The organism is Cyanobium sp. ULC065 (assembly GCF_977927515.1).
In genome coordinates this window covers 2,239,937-2,260,199 of sequence record NZ_OZ376393.1, presented here as the reverse complement: position 1 = coordinate 2,260,199, position 20,263 = coordinate 2,239,937, and the positions used below count along the sequence as shown (strand labels likewise).

At 68.0% G+C, this 20,263-nt stretch carries 18 protein-coding genes; 6 read left to right on the top strand and 12 right to left on the bottom strand.

Annotation, left to right across the window (positions count from 1 at the left end):
- Positions 1 to 24: 24 nt before the first annotated feature.
- Complete coding sequence (locus ACXMDP_RS11095) at positions 25 to 1,575, top strand: FAD-linked oxidase C-terminal domain-containing protein (RefSeq protein WP_259730568.1); 1,551 nt, start codon at positions 25 to 27, stop codon at positions 1,573 to 1,575.
- Positions 1,576 to 1,645: 70 nt separating this feature from the next.
- Here ACXMDP_RS11095 and ppsA read toward each other — a convergent pair whose 3' ends face one another.
- The 7 genes from ppsA to hemH all read right to left on the bottom strand — a co-directional run bounded on the left by ppsA (position 1,646) and on the right by hemH (position 9,954).
- A complete protein-coding gene (gene ppsA, locus ACXMDP_RS11090) occupies positions 1,646 to 4,132 on the bottom strand; it encodes a phosphoenolpyruvate synthase (protein WP_457766864.1) in 2,487 nt (828 codons plus the stop codon).
- A gap of 43 nt (positions 4,133 to 4,175) precedes the next feature.
- Entirely contained in the window at positions 4,176 to 5,363 is a 1,188-nt protein-coding gene (locus ACXMDP_RS11085) for an ABC transporter substrate-binding protein (RefSeq protein WP_259730566.1), read from the bottom strand.
- A 92-nt stretch (positions 5,364 to 5,455) separates the two neighbouring features.
- The gene (locus ACXMDP_RS11080; RefSeq protein ID WP_259730565.1) at positions 5,456 to 5,734 is read right to left on the bottom strand and encodes a GIVxVP protein; all 279 of its coding nucleotides are present in this window, start codon (positions 5,732 to 5,734) and stop codon (positions 5,456 to 5,458) included.
- Positions 5,731 to 6,108 carry a hypothetical protein gene (locus ACXMDP_RS11075; protein WP_311134164.1) on the bottom strand — a complete coding sequence of 126 codons (378 nt, stop codon included), beginning with the start codon at positions 6,106 to 6,108 and terminating at the stop codon, positions 5,731 to 5,733. The genes ACXMDP_RS11080 and ACXMDP_RS11075 overlap by 4 nt, the downstream gene beginning before the upstream one ends.
- A gap of 176 nt (positions 6,109 to 6,284) precedes the next feature.
- Complete coding sequence (gene ilvB, locus ACXMDP_RS11070; protein ID WP_399233721.1) at positions 6,285 to 8,153, bottom strand: biosynthetic-type acetolactate synthase large subunit; 1,869 nt, start codon at positions 8,151 to 8,153, stop codon at positions 6,285 to 6,287.
- 78 nt (positions 8,154 to 8,231) lie between these two features.
- The gene (locus tag ACXMDP_RS11065; RefSeq protein WP_259730564.1) at positions 8,232 to 8,798 is read right to left on the bottom strand and encodes a M23 family metallopeptidase; all 567 of its coding nucleotides are present in this window, start codon (positions 8,796 to 8,798) and stop codon (positions 8,232 to 8,234) included.
- Positions 8,779 to 9,954: a ferrochelatase gene (gene hemH / locus ACXMDP_RS11060; RefSeq protein WP_094512963.1), complete on the bottom strand. Its 1,176-nt coding sequence runs from the start codon at positions 9,952 to 9,954 to the stop codon at positions 8,779 to 8,781. The genes ACXMDP_RS11065 and hemH overlap by 20 nt, the downstream gene beginning before the upstream one ends.
- 167 nt (positions 9,955 to 10,121) lie before the next feature.
- Here hemH and ACXMDP_RS11055 point away from each other — a divergent pair, with 167 nt between their 5' ends.
- From ACXMDP_RS11055 to ACXMDP_RS11035, 5 genes are all read left to right on the top strand, one after another.
- Complete coding sequence (locus ACXMDP_RS11055; protein WP_259730626.1) at positions 10,122 to 11,309, top strand: site-specific integrase; 1,188 nt, start codon at positions 10,122 to 10,124, stop codon at positions 11,307 to 11,309.
- A 150-nt stretch (positions 11,310 to 11,459) separates the two neighbouring features.
- Positions 11,460 to 12,167: a cob(I)yrinic acid a,c-diamide adenosyltransferase gene (gene cobO / locus ACXMDP_RS11050; RefSeq protein WP_259730563.1), complete on the top strand. Its 708-nt coding sequence runs from the start codon at positions 11,460 to 11,462 to the stop codon at positions 12,165 to 12,167.
- 55 nt (positions 12,168 to 12,222) lie between these two features.
- Positions 12,223 to 12,936, top strand: a complete 714-nt coding sequence (pyrH, locus tag ACXMDP_RS11045; protein WP_094512961.1) for a UMP kinase — start codon at positions 12,223 to 12,225, stop codon at positions 12,934 to 12,936.
- Positions 12,937 to 12,961: 25 nt separating this feature from the next.
- Complete coding sequence (frr, locus tag ACXMDP_RS11040; protein WP_094512960.1) at positions 12,962 to 13,501, top strand: ribosome recycling factor; 540 nt, start codon at positions 12,962 to 12,964, stop codon at positions 13,499 to 13,501.
- Between the two features lie 5 nt (positions 13,502 to 13,506).
- Positions 13,507 to 14,640, top strand: a complete 1,134-nt coding sequence (locus tag ACXMDP_RS11035) for an NAD(P)/FAD-dependent oxidoreductase (RefSeq protein ID WP_259730625.1) — start codon at positions 13,507 to 13,509, stop codon at positions 14,638 to 14,640.
- Here the strand turns inward: ACXMDP_RS11035 and ACXMDP_RS11030 are convergent.
- The 5 genes from ACXMDP_RS11030 to ACXMDP_RS11010 all read right to left on the bottom strand — a co-directional run bounded on the left by ACXMDP_RS11030 (position 14,618) and on the right by ACXMDP_RS11010 (position 20,208).
- Entirely contained in the window at positions 14,618 to 15,001 is a 384-nt protein-coding gene (locus ACXMDP_RS11030; protein ID WP_259730562.1) for a Crp/Fnr family transcriptional regulator, read from the bottom strand. The genes ACXMDP_RS11035 and ACXMDP_RS11030 overlap by 23 nt on opposite strands.
- Positions 15,002 to 15,099: 98 nt before the next feature.
- A complete protein-coding gene (locus ACXMDP_RS11025; protein WP_094512959.1) occupies positions 15,100 to 16,287 on the bottom strand; it encodes a transaldolase in 1,188 nt (395 codons plus the stop codon).
- Between the two features lie 65 nt (positions 16,288 to 16,352).
- Complete coding sequence (locus ACXMDP_RS11020; RefSeq protein WP_259730561.1) at positions 16,353 to 18,167, bottom strand: peptidoglycan D,D-transpeptidase FtsI family protein; 1,815 nt, start codon at positions 18,165 to 18,167, stop codon at positions 16,353 to 16,355.
- A gap of 91 nt (positions 18,168 to 18,258) precedes the next feature.
- Complete coding sequence (locus ACXMDP_RS11015; RefSeq protein ID WP_094512957.1) at positions 18,259 to 18,606, bottom strand: hypothetical protein; 348 nt, start codon at positions 18,604 to 18,606, stop codon at positions 18,259 to 18,261.
- Between the two features lie 177 nt (positions 18,607 to 18,783).
- Positions 18,784 to 20,208, bottom strand: a complete 1,425-nt coding sequence (locus tag ACXMDP_RS11010; protein ID WP_259730560.1) for a CPBP family intramembrane glutamic endopeptidase — start codon at positions 20,206 to 20,208, stop codon at positions 18,784 to 18,786.
- Between the last annotated feature and the right edge of the window lie 55 nt (positions 20,209 to 20,263).

The following is a 20,263-nucleotide window of genomic DNA, read 5'->3' as shown; positions in this document are numbered from 1 at the left end:
GGCCGTCATCCAGGCCGAAACCCCGTGAGCCTGCCCTGGTCCACCATCGAACGTCAGCTGCGCCGTCTGCTCCCGGCGCGTGCCGTGGTGGCCCGGCGCCAGGAACTGCTCACCTACGACAGCGACGGTCTCACCCTGCATCGCCATGAGCCGCCGCTGGCGGTGTTGCCGGAAACCACCGAGCAAGTGGCGGCGATCCTGCGCTGCTGCCATGCGCTGGGGGTGCCGTTCGTTGCCCGTGGCAGCGGCACGGGGCTGTCAGGCGGCGCCGTGGCGGAGCAGGAGGCCCTGCTGGTGGTCACCAGCCGCATGCGTTCGGTGCTGGCGATCGACCTCGACAACCAGCGCATCACCGTGCAGCCCGGTGTGATCAACAGCTGGGTCACCCGCGCGGTGGCGGGCGACGGCTTCTACTACGCCCCCGACCCGTCCAGCCAGGTGGTGTGCAGCATCGGCGGCAATGTGGCCGAGAACGCCGGTGGCGTCCATTGCCTCAAGTACGGCGTCACCAGCAATCACGTGCTGGAGCTTGAAGTGGTGCTCCCCGACGGCACGCTCACCCGGCTGGGGGGGCCGCTGGCAGAGCTGCACGGTCTGGATCTGCGCGGCGTGTTCATCGGCAGCGAAGGCACCCTGGGCATCGCCACGGCGATCACCCTGCGCCTGTTGCCCCAGACCCCCAACGTGCAGGTGCTGCTGGCCGATTTCGTCACGATGGAGGCAGCCGGTGAAGCAGTGCGCCGGGTCACGGCCGCCGGGGTTCTGCCGGCGGGGATGGAGATCATGGACAACTTCACGATCAACGCCGTCGACGACCTCTTCGGGGTGGAGGAGTATCCGCGCGATGCAGCGGCGGTGCTGCTGATCGAGCTCGACGGCCAGGCGCGGGAAGTGGCAGCCGCGGTGGCTCTGGCCAGCGACCTGTGCAGTGAGGCCGGGGCCCGCTCCATCCGCCAGGCGGAGCAGGAAGCCGACCGGGCCCAGCTGTGGAAGGGCCGCAAATCGGCATTCGCGGCGGTGGGGCGCATCACCCCCACCTATTACGTGCAGGACGGGGTGGTGCCGCGCAGTGCCCTGCCTTCGGTGCTGGCGGCGATCGAGCAGTTGAGCCGCCACTACGGCTTGCCCGTGGCCAATGTGTTCCACGCCGGCGACGGCAACCTGCACCCGCTGATCCTTTACACCGCAGGCGAGCCCGGCGTACAGGAGAAGGTGCAGGCCCTCGGCGCCGAGATCCTGCGGCTCTGCATTGAGGCGGGTGGCAGCATCACCGGGGAGCACGGTGTGGGCGCCGACAAGCGCTGCTATCTCGATTGGATGTTCTCCCACGACGACCTCGACACCATGCAGCTGGTGCGTCGCGCCTTCGACCCGCTGGGGCGGGCCAATCCCGGCAAGATCTTTCCCACGCCCCGCAGTTGCGGCGAGTCGTCCCGGCGGGTGGCGGTGCTGCGCGAAACGCCTGCCCACAACGGCGCTGCGGCCACACTGCCGCCACCGGAGCCAAAGTCCGCCCCCCGGCTGGCCGACGGCCAGCCGGGCTTGCTGGAACGCGAGGCCGTCGAGCTGTTCTGAGCTCAGCTGTTCTGAAATGCTCTGATTGTTCTGAACCCGGCTGTCCCGGCTGGAGCTCCTTCCCGCGCGTTCAGGCGCCCTTGCCAAGCTCCTGCTCGATCGCTGCCACCTGCAGGCGTGTGGTGATCACCGCATCGGGGTTGAGGCTGATCGAATCGATTCCCTCCTCCACCAGGAAGCGGGCGAAGTCGGGGTAGTCGCTGGGAGCCTGGCCACAGATGCCGATGCGGCTGCCACAGCGGTGAGCCGTGCGGATCGCCAGGCGGATCATCTCCTTGACGATCGCGTGCCGCTCATCGAACAGATCCGCCACCAGCGCGGAATCCCTGTCCAGCCCAAGGGTGAGCTGGGTGAGGTCGTTGGAGCCGATCGAGAAGCCATCGAAGTGCCCGGCGAAGGCTTCGGCGCCGATCACGTTGCTGGGCAGTTCGCACATCACATACACCTGCAGGCCGTGGCGGCCCCGCACCAGCCCATGCCGGGCCATTTCGGCAAGCACCCGCTCGCCTTCCTCCGGTGTGCGGCAGAACGGCACCATCGGGATCACGTTCGTGAGCCCCATCGCCTCCCGCACCGCCTTGAGCGCCTGGCATTCCAGACCGAACGCCTCCCGGAACGCTTCGGCGGTGTAGCGGGAAGCGCCCCGCCAGCCCAGCATCGGGTTCTCCTCGTGGGGCTCGAAGCCGCTTCCCCCGAGCAGACGGGCATATTCGTTGCTCTTGAAATCCGAAAACCGCAGGATCACCGGTCGTGGATGGAAGGCGGCGGCGATGCGCGCCATGCCCTGGGTGAGCAGGTCCACGTAGTAATCGGCGGGGTGGGCATACCCCTTGGTGCGCTGCGCGATCGCCTCGCGTTCACCGGCATCGGCCACCAGCTCCGGCTTCAACAGCGCCATCGGATGCACCTGAATGTGGTTGGCGATGATGAACTCCAGCCGGGCCAATCCCACCCCGTCCACAGGCAGAGCCGCCTGCTGGAACGCCTGCTCTGGATTGCCCACATTCACCAGGAGGCGGGTGCGGGTAGGAGGCAGCTCGGAGAGTTCCTGTTCCTCCACATGAAAGGGCAACGCGCCGCGATAGACCCGGCCCGCATCTCCTTCGCAGCAGCTGGCGGTGATCAGATCGCCATCGGCGATGCGGCTGGTGGCCGTGCCACAGCCCACGATCGCGGTGATCCCCATCTCGCGGGCAATGATCGCTGCATGGCAGGTGCGGCCGCCCTGATTGGTGATCACACCGCTGGCTTTGCGCAGGATCGGCTCCCAGTCGGGGTCGGTGCGCTCTGTCACCAGCAGATCCCCCTGCTCGAAGCGGTTGATGGCATCGGCGCTGGCCAGCACCCGGGCCACACCGCTGCTCACCGAGGCTCCGATCGCCCGCCCCTCCACGATCAGTTCGGCCTGATGGGGATCCAGTTGCCAGCGTCGCAGCAGGGTGCCCGAACGCCGCGACTGCACCGTTTCCGGCCGGGCCTGCAGGATGAACAACCTGCCGCTGAGGCCATCCTTGGCCCACTCGATGTCCATCGCGGTGGGAACACCGTGCAGGGCGCTGTAGTGCGCCTCGATCACGCAGGCCCAGCGGGCCAGGGTGAGCACATCAGCGTCGTCGATGGCGAAGCGTTCACGCTCTTCCGCCGGCACCGGCACGTTGCGGGTGTCCGTCTCGGCGTACACCATGCGCAGCTTCTTGCTGCCGAGCCGTCTGCTCAGGATCGGCGCGTGCCCCTGCAGCAGGGTCGGCTTGAAGATCAGGTATTCATCGGGGTTCACTGCCCCCTGCACCACGTTCTCACCAAGGCCATAGGCGGCGGTGAGCAGCACCGCCTCACGGAAGCCACTCTCGGTATCAATGGTGAACATCACCCCTGAGGCCGCCAGATCGGAGCGCACCATCGTCTGCACGCCGATCGACAGAGCCACCGCGTCGTGGGCGAAGCCGTTGATCTGCCGGTAGGAGATGGCCCGATCCGTGAACAGCGAGGCGTAGCAACGGCGGCAGGCCGCCAGCAGGGCGTCGATGCCCTGCACATTCAGAAAACTCTCCTGCTGCCCGGCGAAGCTGGCTTCCGGCAGATCTTCAGCGGTGGCACTTGAGCGCACGGCCACCGAAACTGGAACCGGCAACGAGCTGTCAGTACCGCCCGTGCCGCCCGTGCCGGTGCTGCGCGCGCCGCTGGCGCTGCTGTCACGATCACCGGCACTATCCTCATTCAGCTGCTGGTAGTGCTGACGGATCGCTTCCTCCAGCGGCGGCGGCAGGCTGGCGTTCAGCACGAGTTGTCGCGCGGCGGCGCCACTCGCCTGCAGGGCCGCCAGATCGCTGGCATCGAGGCCATCGAACAGGTCGGCAAGCCGGGCCTCCAGTCCGTTGTGGGCGAGCAGCAGGCGGTAGGCCGCCGCCGTGGTGGCAAACCCGCCGGGCACCGCCACCCCTCGGGGCCCCAGCTGGCGGATCATCTCCCCCAGGGAGGCGTTCTTGCCTCCCACCTGGGCGATGGCGTCAAGGCCGACGGACGCGAGCGGCACCACCAGGAGATCGGGGCTGGCCATCGCAGGTGCCTGACCCATCACGATCTCCGCTCATCCTTTGAGCCTAGGAAGGGGGGGTGTTCCCAGCTGCAGGCAGGGGAGTCAGTCGCAGTTCGGCACTCGGTGCGCTGCCCTCGCCCAGATCCAGTTGGCTGGCGGCGCCCTTGAGCGCCGTGCGACCGCCCTGCCGCCGGCTTTCGATCGCAGCGCAGAGGGCCCGGGGTTGTGCCTTGGGGTCGAGCCAGGCCATGTCCCACGGCGCGGTGTCACCTGGGCGACGGGCGGTCACGGCCGCCAGCTGGCCGGTGTCGTACCCGGTGGCTTCCACCAGGCTGGGCACATAGTTGTAACGGCGCTGAAAGTTGGCGGCGAAGCGGTTCCAGCCGGGCCCGCGGCTGAGCGGATCCACGCCGAGCTGGGCGTTGGCCAGCGGTTCCGTGGCCGGAAACGGCCACACCAGGGTGAGATCCGCAGGCCAGCGCGCTTCTCGCACCGCCTTGGCCAGCGGGCTGGTCGGTGCTGTCATCACCACCAGGGCCTCGGGGCGGTAGTAGTCCACGTCGTCCACCAGGCGGGTGATGGTGCGGGCATCGGGATCGGCGATCTCCTGGCTTCCCTCCTGATAACCCACCACCCGGCCGCCGTCGCCGCTGAGCGAGGCCACGAAGCGATTGGCCAGGGCGATCTGCTCACTGCTGCCGTCGTGGATCACCATCACGCGTGAGCGTTTCTCCTCGATCAGCCCTTTGGCGAGGCGATCGGCCTCCAGGCTGCGCGCCGGCAGCACCGGCCAGAGCCGGTCGGCGCCGGCAAGGCTGGGCAGGCCGTTGAGGGAGCTGCCCCGCTGCAGCGGCAGCAGCACGGTGAGGCCCAGCTCCTGCGCCAGCAACCCATACGACACGAGGGACACCGCCGGCGGCGCGATCAGCAAGCCGGGCAGCGGCCGCACCATGAGCGCCGCGCGCGGGTCCTGCTCCGGCGGCAGCCAGCCGAGTTGGAGCGTGGGCGGCTTCACCCCGCAGACGCGTGCCTCTTCCATGGCCAGCGCGTAGCCGCGGCGCAGGCCGTCACCCACCCCTGCCAGCAGCCCTTCAGGTGTGAGCAGCATCAGCACATCGCTGCGGATCGGTGCGCTGGCAGCGAGGCCCTGCAGCCCGAGCAGGGCGGCCACCACACCGGCACCCATCCAGAAGAGGTGGCGGCGAGGAGGTGGTTCAGCACCGGAGCCGGACGCGGACTTCCCCGGGGACATGCGGGTTTCCATTCAGCCGGTGAACACTAGGAGGGTTGTGCTCCACCGCCATCCTTGGTTGCGGTGCCGCCAAGGTTGCCCGCGCTTCCCCCCTACTTGTTCGTGCTGCCCCCAAGGTTGCCCAGGCTGCGGCCGGGCCGCACTGGTGGTGTTGTTTCCTCTGGTTCGTCGAGGCTTGAGCCTTCCTTCTGGCTTTCCGGAAGCAGCTGGGTGAACAGCCCCGCAGCCACAAGCACTCCACCCAGGGTGAAGGCCAGGGGGCGGTTGGCGGCGGCTGCCCCCTCCATCCAGGTGCCTGCGGCGAGAAAGGCGCCGCCCAGCAGCAGGCTGGGCACCAGCACGATCCCTTTGGCGGTGCGGTTGATGCTCATGACACCGCCGAGGCGGCTGCCGACGGGCAGCCCTGTGGCGCGGCTGTCGCGTCGAGCGGGGTGGCCAGACCGGCCTGTTGCAGCCCTGTGCCCAGGTCGATGCCGCTGGAGAGCACGGTGACCCGCGCCAGCAGGGTGCCATCGGCGGTGCCCAGCGGGCGCAGATTCACGCGCGTGCGCCGCGGCAGGGCTTCCCGCAGCCAGGAGGTGGCGGCCGCACCATCGGCAGGGTCCACCTGTACGCATCCCAACCGCACCGGGTAGCTGCGGTTCTGGTCGCCCACCTGCAACAACGTGGCGCCACGCACCTGGAGCACTTCGGCCGCCTCAGCGGCAGCGGGGCTGAGGGTGACCATGAGCAGCGCGGCCAGCAAGCAAGGAAAAAAAATCCACAGCAGACACTGCAGGAGATCGTGCAGAAGGCCGGAGTGCCCGTGAGGTCTCTGTCTCAGCTTCTTCTGCGACCGGACGGGGATATAGGGCCCGAGTGCGCTGGCGATGCTCAGGGGGGCTAGGGCGCTGTGGCCTCCCGTCAGGACGGCAGGGGAGGTCAGAGCTTTGCCCCGCAGCTGGGGCAGAACAGATGGGCGCTCTCGGTGGTGGCACCGCAGGAGCCGCAGTCGCGGGTGGTGTCGATCGCCAGCTCCGGATGGCTGGGCAGGCCCACCATCTGGGCGTTGCTGGCACCGGGGGGAACCATCGGGTAGCAGTTCTCGTTGCGCCGTACCTGCACGTTCACCACGGCCGGGCCTGGATGGGCCAGGGCCTCCTGCAGATCCTGATACAGACGGTTGCGGTCGGTGATGTCGACGCCGCGCACCCCGAAGGCTTCAGCCAGGGCGGAGAAGTTCGGCATGCCGCCGGTCATCTCGGAGGCGGAGTAGCGCTCGCCGTAGAAGCTTTCCTGCCACTGGCGCACCATGCCCTGCCAGCCGTTGTTGACGATCACGACCTTCACCGGGAGCCCGTACTGGGAGAGGGTGCCGAGTTCCTGGATGTTCATCAGGATGCTGGCGTCGCCGGCGACGCACACCACCTGATCCCCGGGGAAGGCCACCTGCACGCCCATGGCTGCAGGCAGTCCGTAGCCCATGGTGCCGAGTCCGCTGCTGCTGATCCAGTGGCGCGGAGGGGTGTTCATGAACTGGGCTGCCCACATCTGATGCTGGCCCACATCGGTGGTGACGAACGCCTCGGGAGCGAGCTGCTGCAGGGCCAGCATCACTTCCTGCGGGGCGATCTCCCCCACCGGTTCAGGGATCACGAGCGGATAGTGGAGCTTCCAGCTGCGGATGCGCTCCAGCCAGGCCTCGGTGCGGTTGGTGGGCGGCTCGTCGCTGGAGGCTGCCAGCAGGGCATCAAGTGCCAGGCCCACATCCGCCACGATCGGCACCTCCGGCACCCGGTTCTTGCCCACTTCGGCTGCATCGATGTCGATGTGGATGACCTGGGCCCGAGGAGCAAAGCTGTCCAGCCGGCCGGTGACCCGGTCGTCGAAGCGGGCGCCGGCGGCGATCAGCAGATCGCACTCGGTGACGGCGAAATTGGCATAGGCGGTGCCGTGCATGCCGAGCATTCCCACCGCCAGTGGATTGCGCTCATCGAAGGCGCCCTTGCCCATCAATGTGGTGGTGACAGGCAGGGAGAAGCGCTCGGCCAACCGGCGCAGGGCCCCGTGCGCGCCTGCGCTGACGGCACCGCCACCCACATACAGCAGCGGACGGCGTGCCTTGCGGATCAGCTCCAGCGCCTGCTGAATGCGCGCAGGGTCGGGGGCCACCGGCAGGGCGTAGCCGGCCGGAACCGAACTGCCCGGATCCACCGGCATGTAATCGAATTCCTCGAGGCCCACATCCTTGGGCACATCGATCAGCACCGGGCCCGGCCGCCCGGTGGCCGCGATCAGGAAGGCTTCCGCCACGATGCGGCCGATATCGGCGGGATCGCGCACCACCCAGGAGTGCTTAACGATCGGCAGGGTGATGCCGAAGATGTCGGTTTCCTGGAAGGCATCGGTGCCGATCGAAGCCCGGCCCACCTGCCCGGTGATCACCACCATCGGCACCGAATCCATCTGGGCGGTGGCGATGCCGGTGACCAGATTGGTGGCGCCCGGCCCGGAGGTGCCGAAGCACACGCCCACCCGGCCGGTGGCACGGGCGTAGGCGTCAGCGGCGTGGGTGCCGCCCTGCTCGTGACGGACCAGGATGTGCTTCAGCCAGCCGTGGCTTTCGGCCTGGTGAAGGGCGTCGTAGATGGGCAGGATCGCCCCGCCCGGGTAGCCGAAGATGTGCTCAACACCATGGCGATGCAGGGCATCCATCAGGGCGTGAGCGCCGGTGACCCTCCCCGGCACGGCCGGCATCGGCCGCAGGGGGGAAGCGGACACAACCGCTGTGGGGACGGTCGTCAGGGTCACGGTTGTCGCTGCAGACATCACGATGGCCTCACATTAAGAGGTGCTCAACGGCGGTGAGGTGAACTGTTTCGATTCCAATCAGCGGCCAGGGGCTCCGCCGCCGACACTGCGACGGCTGCGCACCATCGCCTGCAGGATCCGCGCCGGATCGAGCCATTGGCCCCGGTAACGGATTCCCCAGTGAAGATGGGGCCCGGTTGTGCGTCCGGTCATGCCGATGTGGCCGATCAGCTGGCCGCGCGCGACCCGTTGCCCGGCGGCCAGCAGCACCCGCCCGCTCTGATAGCGACCGCCGCTCACCTGCCCGCCGAGATGGCAATAGATGTGGTCGTAGTCGCCGGAGCGGATCACCAGGCCGATGCCGCAGCGGCCATCGTTGATCACATCACTCACCACGCCTCCCCACCAGCTGCGGATCGGTGAGCCCAGCGGAGCGGCAATGTCGAGGCCGGAATGCTGCTCGCGGCCACCGCCGGGCCCGATGCGAAAGCCGAAGTGGCTGGTGTACCCAGCGAAGTTCACCACCGGAAACACGCCCAGGCGCCAGCGTTCATTCGCCGCCTGAACCGGCGGAATCGTGGCCGGGCCGATCAGCAGGGCCAGGCCAAGGGCCGCCAGCCGGCGATTAGAGCAGCCCGATGGCATGCAGAGGGCCCTTGCCGCTCAGCAATTCCAGCAGGAAGGCGGAGAAGCCAAGCATGGCCAGCCGCCCGTTCCACACCTCCGAGCTGTTGTTCCAGCCCCACACCCACTTCTCCTGGGGGTAGAGCTTCACCGTGGTGGGCAGGCTGGCCGCCTGGTCGAGGTTCACCTCCGGCCCGGCCAGGGCCAGCTGCACCAGGTCGGCCAGTCCACGGATGAAGGTGGGGTAGGTGTCGAGCGCCGGCACGCGCCGGAAGGTGGTGATGCCGGCTTCGGTGGCGATCTCCCGGTATTCGATGTCGATTTCCTCGAGCGTCTCGATGTGTTCGCTCACGAAGCTGATCGGCACGACCACCAGCTCTTTGACCCCCTGTTCTCCCAGCTCCACCAGCGCTTGATCGGTGTAGGGCTGCAGCCACTCCACCGGCCCCACCCGGCTCTGATAGGCGAGGGTGAAGGGGTTGCTGTGGCCGAGCTGACGGGCCAGTTCGGCCATGATCAGGTCGGTGCAGGCCTCGATGTGCTGCTGGTAGGGGTCGCCGGCCTCCTCCACATAGCTCTTGGGCACGCCGTGGGCGCTGAAGAAGATGCGGGCGGTGGTGGGGTCGTTGCACTCCTGCACCTCCCGGGCGATCAACTCGGCCATCGCCTGCACATAACCGGGATGGTCGTACCAGCTGCGGATGCATCGGATCGGCAGGCGGCTGAAAGCGGGATCGGCCTGGCGCAGCCGCTGCAGCTCGCGGAAGCTTGAACCGCTGGTGCTGATCGAGAAGTGGGGGTAAAGCGGCAGCACCACCACCTCATCCACCGCATCGGCCTTGATGTCGGCGACAGCGGATTCGGTGAACGGGTGCCAGTAGCGCATGGCCACGTAGGTGGTGGCCTGCACCTGGCGCTGGCGCAACTCGCTCTGCAGCTCCCGTGCCTGCTGGTCGGTGATGCGGCGCAAGGGGGAGCCGCCGCCGATCGAGCGGTAAGCCTCCTGCGACTTACTGCTGCGCAGGGTGCTGATCAACCAGGCCAGCGGCTTCTGCAGGGCCGGAATCGGCAGCCGGATGATCTCCGGGTCGGAAAACAGGTTGTAGAGAAAAGGCCCGACATCCTCGATCCGCTCGGGACCGCCGAGGTTCAGCAGCAATACGCCGACCCTGGCCATGCCAGATCATTCCGTCAAGTCAGCCGAGCGTAACGCTGCCCCCCCGAGGCTGCTCACCGCCGGCTGGCGTGGCCACGGCCGTGCCGATACCGTCGGCACCTGCCTGAGCAACGGCAACGGGGGTGAGCGAACAAGCGGTGAGCGCTGAAGCGGCCGGCGCACCGGGCCTGGCGGGGCTCGACGCTGAACTCCAGAGCGGCAACGCCCAGCTGGCCGCCGCCGGTGTCGCCCTGCGTCTGGAGCGACGCGGCCAGCGCCTCGGCCTGCGCGGCCCGCTGCCCTGCCGGCGGGGCAGCGGGCGTTTCCGTGTGCAACGGCTCAGCCTGGGGCTGCCCGCCGATGCGGAGGGACTGCGCCAGGCCCGCCGTGAACTGCGCCGCGTGCAGCAGGAGCTCCAGCAGCAGCGCTTCACCTGGCCCACTGCGCCGGCAGCGGGGCGGCCCGCCACCAACCCCTCTGCCGGCGGCATCGGTGTAACCCGTGCGGCGGCCACCGCGCTCGATGCCGCGCTGGTGCGTTTCGAGCGCCAGTTCTTCGAGGACCCTCGCCGTCGCCGCAACCCGGCCGGCACCCGCACCACCTGGACGGCGGCCTATCTGCCCTATGTGCGGCGCCTGGCCGCCCGCGCCGCCGGGGCCCGGCTCGACGGGGAGCTGCTGCTGCAGGTGCTGGAGAGCTACCCCGCCGCCAGCCGCAGCCGCCAGCAGTGCGGCACTGCCCTGGCGGCCCTGGCCGAGGTGGTGGCGATCGACCTGCCCGCCGACTGGAGCGCAAGGGCCGGCGGCTACGGCCTGCACCGGGCCCAGTTCCGCCAGCTACCGCGTGATGCTCTGGTGGAGCAGCTGGTGGAGCGGATCCCCAATCCCGGCTGGCGGCTCGCCTATGGCCTGATGGCCACCTACGGCCTGCGCAACCACGAGGTGTTCTTCTCCGATCTGAGCGCCCTGCTGCCCGGCGGTGATCGGGTGATCCGGGTGCTTCCCACCAGCAAAACCGGTGAGCACCAGGTGTGGCCGTTCCAGCCCGACTGGGTGGAGCGCTTCGAGCTGCCACGCCTCGCTCTGGAGACGGGGGCCCTGCCACCGGTCTGCACCGATTTGCGCACCACCACCCTGCAGCAGGTGGGGCGGCGGGTGGCGGAGCAGTTCCGCCGTTACGAGTTGCCGATCACCCCCTACGACCTGCGCCATGCCTGGGCCGTGCGCACGATCCACATCGGCCTGCCCGACACGGTGGCGGCACGGATGATGGGGCACTCGGTGTCAATCCATACGCGCACTTATCACCACTGGATCACGCGCCGCGATCAGCAGCAGGCCGTGGACGCCGCCCTCTCCCGCCACCGTGCCGGCTGAGTCGGTCAGGATGCGGCCCTGTCCTGCTCACGGCAGGGGGTGCCGCTGCTACGCCGCTGCAACCCCCTGGCCTCTGCCCCCTGGCCTGACCCAATGACCCGCTCCAGCACCGATTCGACGGCCAGCTCCGCTCCCACTACCCCGACTCCTATGTCCCTTGCTGCCACTGACCTGGCTGTTACCGCCCCAGTTCCCGATGCCAGCGCGCTGGATCAGGAGGCGGCCCGCCTGGGTCCCGGAGGGGCTCTGGCGCCGGAGGCCGATGGGGAGGCCTACCGCCGCCGCATGCAGCGGCGTCAGGAGGTGCAGCGCCAGCGGGTGGGGGAGCGCAACCTGGAGAAGGGTCTGGTGCTGGTGTTCACCGGCGACGGCAAGGGCAAGACCACCGCAGCGCTGGGATTGGTGCTGCGCACCCTGGGGCACGGCGAGCAGGTGGCTGTGGTGCAGTTCATCAAGGGGGGTTGGCAGCCGGGTGAAGCCCGCGCCCTGGAGCTGTTCGGTGAGGCGCTGCACTGGCGCGCCCTGGGAGAGGGATTCACCTGGGAGACCCAGGACCGGGAGCGTGACCGCGCGCTGGTGCAGCAGGCCTGGCAGACATCGCTCACCTACCTCGAAGACGCCGGCCGCAAGCTCGTGGTTCTTGATGAGGTGAACGTAGCCATCAAGTTGGGCTATCTCGCTGTTGAGCAGGTACTCGATGGGCTGAGCCGAAGGCCACCGCTCACCCATGTGGCGCTCACCGGGCGTGGGGCGCCGCCGGCGCTGCTCGAACGGGCGGATCTGGTGACGGAAATGCGCCTGGTGCGCCACCCCTTCCGTGAGCAGGGTGTGAAAGCGCAGGCCGGCATCGAGTTCTAGCGACCGCCATGCTTGCTACTGTTCGGCCGTCCGCAGCGGCTGAGCGCTCATAACGATGGCATTCAAGCGCGTCCTGCTCAAACTCAGCGGGGAAGCGCTGATGGGGGAGCTGGGCTATGGCATAGATCCGGCCATTGTCCAGTCGATCGCCACGGATGTGGCGGCTGTGGTGGCTTCCGGCACCGAACTGGCGATCGTGGTGGGTGGCGGCAACATCTTCCGGGGCCTCAAGGGTTCCTCGGCAGGCATGGACCGTGCCACCGCCGATTACGTGGGCATGCTGGCCACGGTGATGAACGCCATCACCCTTCAGGACGCCCTTGAGCGCGCCGGTGTTCCCACTCGCGTGCAGACGGCGATCGGCATGCAGGAAGTGGCCGAGCCTTATATCCGGCGCCGGGCGATCCGCCACCTGGAGAAAGGGCGGGTGGTGGTGTTCGGCGCCGGCTGCGGCAACCCCTTCTTCACCACCGACACCACCGCCGCTCTGCGGGCGGCCGAGATCAACGCGGACGTGGTGTTCAAGGCCACCAAGGTGGATGGGGTCTACGACAAGGATCCCGCCCGCTACCCGGATGCCGTTCGGTACGAGAGCCTCACCTTCCAGGATGTGCTGAGCGGCGAACTGGCCGTCATGGACAGCACCGCCATCGCCCTGTGCAAGGACAACGCCATCCCGATCGTGGTGTTCGATCTCTTCGGTGCCGGCAACATCGGTCGCGCCGTGGCGGGTGAGCCGATCGGCACCCGCATCACCCCGGCCCGCTGAGCCCTTCCCCTCACCCCACTCCTTCATGGAACTCGAAGCCAGCATGCGCAAGTCGGTGGAAGCCACCCAGCGCACCTTCAATACGATTCGCACCGGCCGGGCCAACCCCTCCCTGCTCGACAAGCTGAGCGTGGAGTACTACGGCGCAGATACCCCCCTGCGTTCCCTCGCCACCATCTCCACGCCCGACTCTCAGACGATCCAGATCCAGCCCTTCGATTCCGGTTCGATGGGCTTGATCGAGAAGGCGATCTCCATGAGTGATCTGGGCCTCACCCCCAACAATGACGGCAAGGTGATCCGCATCAATATCCCGCCGCTCACCGAAGAGCGCCGCAAGGATTTCTGCAAGCTGGCCTCCCGCTACGCCGAGGAAGGCAAGGTGGCCCTGCGCAATCTGCGCCGTGACGCCATCGAGAAGCTCAAGAAGCAGGAGAAGGACGGCGAGCTTTCCGAGGATCAGAGCCGCGATCAGCAGGACAACGTGCAGAAGCTCACCGACCGCTTCATTGCCGAGCTTGAGAAGCACCTGGCGGAGAAGGAAGCCGACATCCTTCGGGTTTGAGTCCGCTGGATGCCGATGTGATCGTCGTCGGCAGCGGAGCTGCCGGAGCGGCGAGCGCTTTCCAGCTGGCGGCTAAGGGCTGGCGCGTGAAGCTGCTGGAGGCGGCGGAGATGCCGCGCGCCAAGCCCTGCGGTGGCGGCATGGCAGCCTCGGTGCAGCGCTGGTTCCCCTTCGATCTCGGGCCGGCCGTGGATCGGGTGATCACACAGGTGCGGTTCACCTGGTGCCTGGAGGATCCTGTGCTGGCGGAGCTGCCGGGGGCATCGCCGTTCTGGATCGTGCGCCGCTCCGTGCTCGACGCCTTCCTGGCCCGTCAGGCAGTGGCGGCTGGCGCCGACCTGATGGCCGGCACTGCCGTCAGCGCCATCGTGCGGCAGGGGGAGCACTGGCAGGTGCAGCTGGAGCGGGGCGGCGCCCTGCAGGCCAGGGCCGTGGTGATCGCCGATGGCGCCTGTTCGCGCCTCGCCGCTCCTCTGGGGCTGGGGTCACCGCGCCCCCGCTACGCCGCGGCCCTGTCGGTGGAGCTGGAGGGCGCCGCGCTGGAGCCGGACACGGCCCGCTTTGAATTCGGCCTGGTGCGCCACGGCTTCTGCTGGGCGTTTCCCCGCGAGGGGGGCATGAGCGTGGGGGTGGGCACCTTCCTGGGCCGGGATCTTGTCGATGGTGAGGCCGCCCTGGCCCGGCTGTTGCCCAGCCTTGGTTTCGAGGCCGCCAGCGGCGTGCGGCGCCAGTGGCCGCTGCGGGTGTGGGATGGCCACCACCGCCTGCATGGCGATGGCCTGGCGGTGGTGGGTGATGCAGCCTCCCTCTGCGACCCCTTTCTGGCGGAAGGATTGCGGCCAGCCCTGTTGAGTGCCACCCGCGCTGCGGCAGGAATCGATGGCTGGCTGTCGGGCGACAGCGCAGCCCTGGCCGCCTACAGCGACACCATGCGCAAGGAGTGGGGCAGCTCAATGGCCTGGGGGCGCCGCATCGCCCAGGTGTTCTATCGGGTGCCGCGGGTGGGCTATCAGCTGGGTATCAAGCGCCCCACGGCGCCGCAGCGCATCGCCCAGATCCTCTCGGGCGACATGGGCTACGGCGACATCGCCCAGCGGGTGATCCGCCGGCTGCTGCTCAGCGGCGCAGGGAATCCTTGATGTGGCGCAGCCGTTCGTCGATCGAGCCGAGCAGCTCGATCGCGAACATGGGCGATTCCTGCACGGCGAACAGGAACTTCTCCCGGTTCATCACCAGGAGGCGGCAGTCGTTCAAGGCCGTGGCGTTGCCATAACGTCGGTGATCGCCGGTGACCAGGGCGCCTGCCCCGAACACATCGCCCGCCTGGATCTCCTCACGGGCGGAATCGCCGTTCCAGCTGAGCTGAACCACGCCCTCCAGCACACCGAACATGCAGTCGCCGGAATCACCGGCGCTGAAGATACGCTCGCCGGCGGCAAAGGCGCGCACTTCTCCCTGGGAGGCGAGGGCACGCATCGTGTCGAGGGCGTGAACGGTCATGGCCGGTGGGCAACTGATCCCAGTGTGAGCCCCGGAGGTTAAGGGCTCCTTCAGCCCAGCACTCCTTCAGCTCAAGGCTGCTTCAGCCGAGGACGCCCTCAGCCGGCGGCCGTTGCTGAGAGAGAGAGCGCCAGCGGTGCGCCGAGGCCGCCACGGACGTCTTCCGGGACCAGGCGGCCATCATGGTCGGTGTCGAGCGCGTCGAACACCGCGTCGCTGCCGAGCCATTCCTCGCGGGTGATGCAGCCGTCGCCATCCATGTCGTTGAGCAGGAAGATCTCCTGTGCGGCATGGGCGAAGGCGGCTTCACCCTCCAGTTCAGCCAGCCGGTGGGCCAGCTGGGCTTCGAGGGTTTCGATTGCCTTGCAGAAGCCGCTGATGCCTTCCTCCAGCTTCTCGCTGGCCATGCGGTCGTTGGCCATGCGGGCCTCGAATCCGGCGCGATCGAGCTGCAGCTTGGCTTCGGAGGCCGCCGGCGCCTCCGCATCGAGCTTCCGGATCAGAACCCCCTCCCGTTGCCGCAACTGGTCGAGCAGCTTGGGCGAGATCGTGAGCAGGTCGCAGCCGGCGAGTTCAATGATCTCCTCGATGTTGCGGAAGCTGGCTCCCATCACTTCCGTGGTGTAGCCGTGCGTTTTGTAGTAGTTGAAGATGCTGGTGACGGAGATCACACCGGGATCTTCCGGGCCCGGGTAGTGATCACGGCCGGTGTCCTGCTTGTACCAGTCGAGGATGCGGCCCACGAAGGGCGAGATCAAGGTGACGCCGGCTTCAGCGCAGGCCACCGCCTGGGTGAAACTGAACAGCAGAGTGAGGTTGCAGTGGATGCCTTCTTTCTCCAGCTCCTCTGCGGCCTTGATGCCCTCCCAGGTGGAGGCGATCTTGATCAGCACCCGCTCGCGGCCGATGCCGGCCTCCTCATAGAGGCCGATCAGCTTGCGGGCCTTGGCCACTGAGGCGGCGGTGTCGAAGCTGAGCCGCGCATCCACCTCCGTGGACACCCGCCCAGGCACGATGCGCAGGATCTCCTTGCCGAAGGTGACACAGATTTCATCAAGCGCTTCCAGCACCACGGCCTCGGCCGGTGCATCGGGGCCGATCACCTGGCGGGAGGCCTGCAGGGACTCGTCGATCAGGCCCTGATACAGGGGAATCTGGGCCGCCGCCAGGATCAGCGACGGGTTGGTGGTGGCGTCCCGAGGGGTGAACTGCTTGATGGCTTCCAACTCTCCCGTGTCCGCCACCACCACGGTCATGGCGGCGAGTTGATCGAGCAGGTTGGCCATGGCTGCACACACAAGCGTGGAGTCTCAAGCTACTGAGCAGCTTTGCGGCCCACTCCTGACCGTGCTCAACCCCGCACCGTTGCGGTCCCCTGAGCCGGGGTGGCCCTGCCAGCAGCTCCAGCTTGAGCGCCTGCAGCCGCAGCGGGATTGCGCGCCGGTTCGCTGGGGGCCACCTTTTCGAGCACCAGCAGGGCTTCGATGATCTGCCGGGCTACCGGCACCGCCACGGTGGAGCCGTAGGCATTGGACCCCTGGGGTTCGTCCACCACCACCAGCACCACGTAGCGGGGGTCCTCGATCGGCAGGGTGGCCACGAAGCTACAGATGCGGGCGCCGGCGATGTACACGCCGTTGAGGGCCTTCTGGGCCGTGCCGGTCTTGCCGCCGATCCGGTACCCCTCCATCTTCACGCCAGGACTACTGCTGCTCTTCACCACCGATTCCATCCAGACCAGCACCTGCTTGGTGACGGCCGGATCCAGCACCGGCAGGCCCTGGGCCGGTGGTGCGGCGTCCGCCAGACCTTCGCCCGAGCGCAGGCCGCGGGTGATGTGCGGGCTCACCAGCCGGCCGCCGTTGGCGAGCATGGCGTGGAGCTGCAGCAGCTTGAGCGGGGTGAGCGAGAAGCCCTGGCCAAAGGCCGCGGTGGCCGGCTCGATCGGTTGGGTGGTGAAGATCTCCCGGCTCTTGAGCTGACCGGCGACGGCTCCCGGCAGGTCAGTGTCCGGTGTCGTGTCGATGCCGATCCTGCGCAGCCATTCCCAGAACTGCACCGGCTTCACCTGCCGCATGGCCAGCACCATGCCCACGTTGCTCGACACCTGCAGCACGGTGGGGAAATCGATCAGGCCGTTGCCCTTGCGGTCGTGGTTGAAGATCGGCCAGCCGCCGATCGTGAGCTGGCCGCTGTCGCTCACTTTTCCATCGGCCTTGATCGCTTTTTCCTGCAAAGCAATCGCCAGGTTGATCGGCTTGAAGGTGGAGCCCGGTTCGTAGAGATCCTGCACCGACCACTCCCGGAAGAGGGACGGCGAGAAGCTCCAGAACCGGTTGGGGTCGTAGCTGGGGGCGGAGGCCAGCGCCAGCAGTTCGCCATTGCGCACGTCCATCACCATGGCGGCGCCGCGTTTCGCCTTCCATTGCTTCATCTGCTTCACCAGCGCCTGCTGGGCCACCTGCTGCAGCCTGGCGTCGAGGGTGAGCTGAAGCCTCAGGTCGTCGCTGTAGAGGGCACCGGCCTGGATGCCGTCCGGCAGAGGGGTGCCATCGGCGCCGCGGCGCATCTTGCGCACGCCCTCGTGGCGGCGGAGTTCCTTGTCGCGGCTCTGCTCAAGGCCCGCCTGGGCCACCCGTTCGAGATTGAGGAACCCCACCACGTTGGCGAACAGCTGCCCCTGGGGATAGATGCGCTGGGGGTAGGCCTCAAGATCCAAGCCGCTGATGCCCAGCTCCCGCACACGGCGGGCAGTTTCCGGATCCAGCTCGGTGGCGAGTTTCACCCCTGAGCGGCGTGGCCCCATGGCCTGAACGAGGGCTGTTTCCGGCATGGCCAGCACCGATGCCAGCCTCTGGGCCACATCGGTGGGCGTGCGGACCAATTGCGGGTCATCGCCCGGAAAGTTGAAAAAGCGGGGATGGGCCCAAAGGGTGAAGCGCTCTTCATCGAGAGCCACCAGTCGCCCCTGGCGATCCACGATCGGCCTACGGCGGCCGATCGGTTCCACCTGCTGGGTCTGAACGGCGCGCGCCCTCGACTGCAGCCGGTCACCTTCCTTGACCTGCAGCCAGGCGAGGCGGATCGACAGACCGACCAGGCCGGCGGCCAGCAGCAGGAACACGGCCACTAGCCGTCCCGCCGGTACCGACTGCAACGCAACCACCCGACGGTTGCGGCCACCGCGCGCAGGGGGGTCGTTTCGCCGGATGGGCGCAGACGGCGCGGAACCGGTCCATCCCCTTGATCGCACCACCTCAGTAACCGGGACGAACGGTGCGCTGGCTGACGTCGAGCATGGTGGCGTTCACCTGGCCGAGCAGGGGGAGTTGCGCAGCGGCCTTGTGGTGATCCGATGGCGAGGGCAAATAAACGAGTTGGCGGATGCTCGTCGGGATCAACTGACCGGGCCGCCGAGCCGCCGTCAGGTGATGGCGCTCCAACTGGGCCACCGATTCCTGCAGGCGGTGCTCAAGCACCTGGGACGACTCCAATTCCTGGTAGCTCCTGGTCCATTGGCTCTGCCAGTGGACCGTGAGGGCTGCCAGACCGATCATCGAGCCGCCAAGGGCGATCAGGAGACCATCAGCAGCCTTGTGAAGCACGGCGAGAACTGGAGCTTGTCGCGCAACCTTGCGCGACGACAGAGAACCGTGGATGACGGCGAAGGAGCGCCGGTGAAGGGAGGGCGCTGCAGCAGGTGCGGCTGAAGGGACAGCGACCACGGGAATGTGCCTCGATCCGCCAGTGAACCATGCGTGCGCAGGCTCAGCAAGGCGACGTCAGCTTCCCAGCAGAAGCAGGTTGGTGAAGGTGAAGCCGTTCCAGAGGGAATGCAGCCACACACTTGCACTCAACCGGCCGCTGTTGAGCCGAAGCCAGCCCAGGGCCAGGCCCAGCACGAACAGGGCGGGAAGCTCCCCAAGACTCAGGTGCGCCACCGCGAAGATGGTGGCACTGATCACCACTCCCCAGCTGGGTCCAAGGTCGCGGGCCACCACCGGCAGCAGCACACCACGAAAGATCACTTCCTCGAACAGAGGAGCCAGCACAACGGCGGTGAAGGCGAAACACAGCAGGCCCAGGCTGCTGCGGTTGTTCAGCACCATCTCCAGCAGCGGATTGCTGCCACCGGGATCCGGCCAGATCTGCTGCTGCAGCCAGCCGGCGAAGCTCACCAGCGGCAGCACCATCAGAAAATATTGAAACGACCTTGCCAAAGTGGGCGCCAGCGGCCGCCAGCGGAACTGCAGCCACCCCCCCTCGGGTCCGGCCTTGGGCAGCATCAGCAGCAGAATCGCCAGCGGAGCGGCGATGAGGCCGAGGTAGAGCGCCACCACGGTGAGGCCTTTCGCCAGGGAGGGTTCCACCTGCAGCCCGTCGAGCAACTGCTTCAGCACCGGGCTCACCAGCACCGGCGTGAGCACTTCGCCCAGCAGCACGAAGCCGCCCGAGATCAGCAGGATCAGATCCACCGCCCCCAGCTCCGGTCCCACCAGCGGCGGCAGCGGGCTCGGTTTGGTTCTCACGCGCACCCAGGCCGCTCGCACCAGCAGGGCCAGGCCGGCCAGCAGGGCCAGGGCCGGCAGCGCGTTCGCCGCCAGCAGCTGGGCCTTGGCCCGGCGCTCTTCTGCAGGCAGGGCGCAGCGGTCTGCAGACCCGCCCAGTGCCTGGCAGGTGAGGCGCCGCTGGAGCGGGTTCTCCAGCGGTAGAGCAGCGGCCACCGGGTCGACGCCGGTTCTTGGGCTGCCCGCCAACAGGCTCCGGATCAGGGCGCTCTGGCCAGGGTCGGTGCCGTCATCGAGCCGCTCCAGCAGGGGGCGGGCTTCCTCAGGAGTGCCCGCACGGATCAGCAGCAGCGCCCGGGTCAACAGGGTGGAGCGCTGCTGGACGCGGGCAAACTCGGGGTCCTGATCGTTTTCGGCGCTGTCCGGCAGGGGCGGCAGCTGGGCCTGGCGCTGCAGTTCAGCCAGCAGTGAGGCTTCCGGCTCCTGGCCCACCACGGCGGCACGCCAGCTGGGGGGCAGTTGGGGCGCCGCCAGCGCGGCCAACTCAAGCTGGCGCCTGCCGAGATCGTTGCCAACCGATGGGCGGGTGAGGCTTGCCACCAGGCCATTGACCCAGAGCAGCAGGCTGAGGGCCAGGCTGACGAAGGCCAGCGCCGTTTTCCAGGGGGGGATGCGTTGTCTCGGGCCTGCCGTTGTCACAACACGTCCCGTCTTTGCACCGATTGTGCCCTGAAGCCCTCCCATACGATGGCCT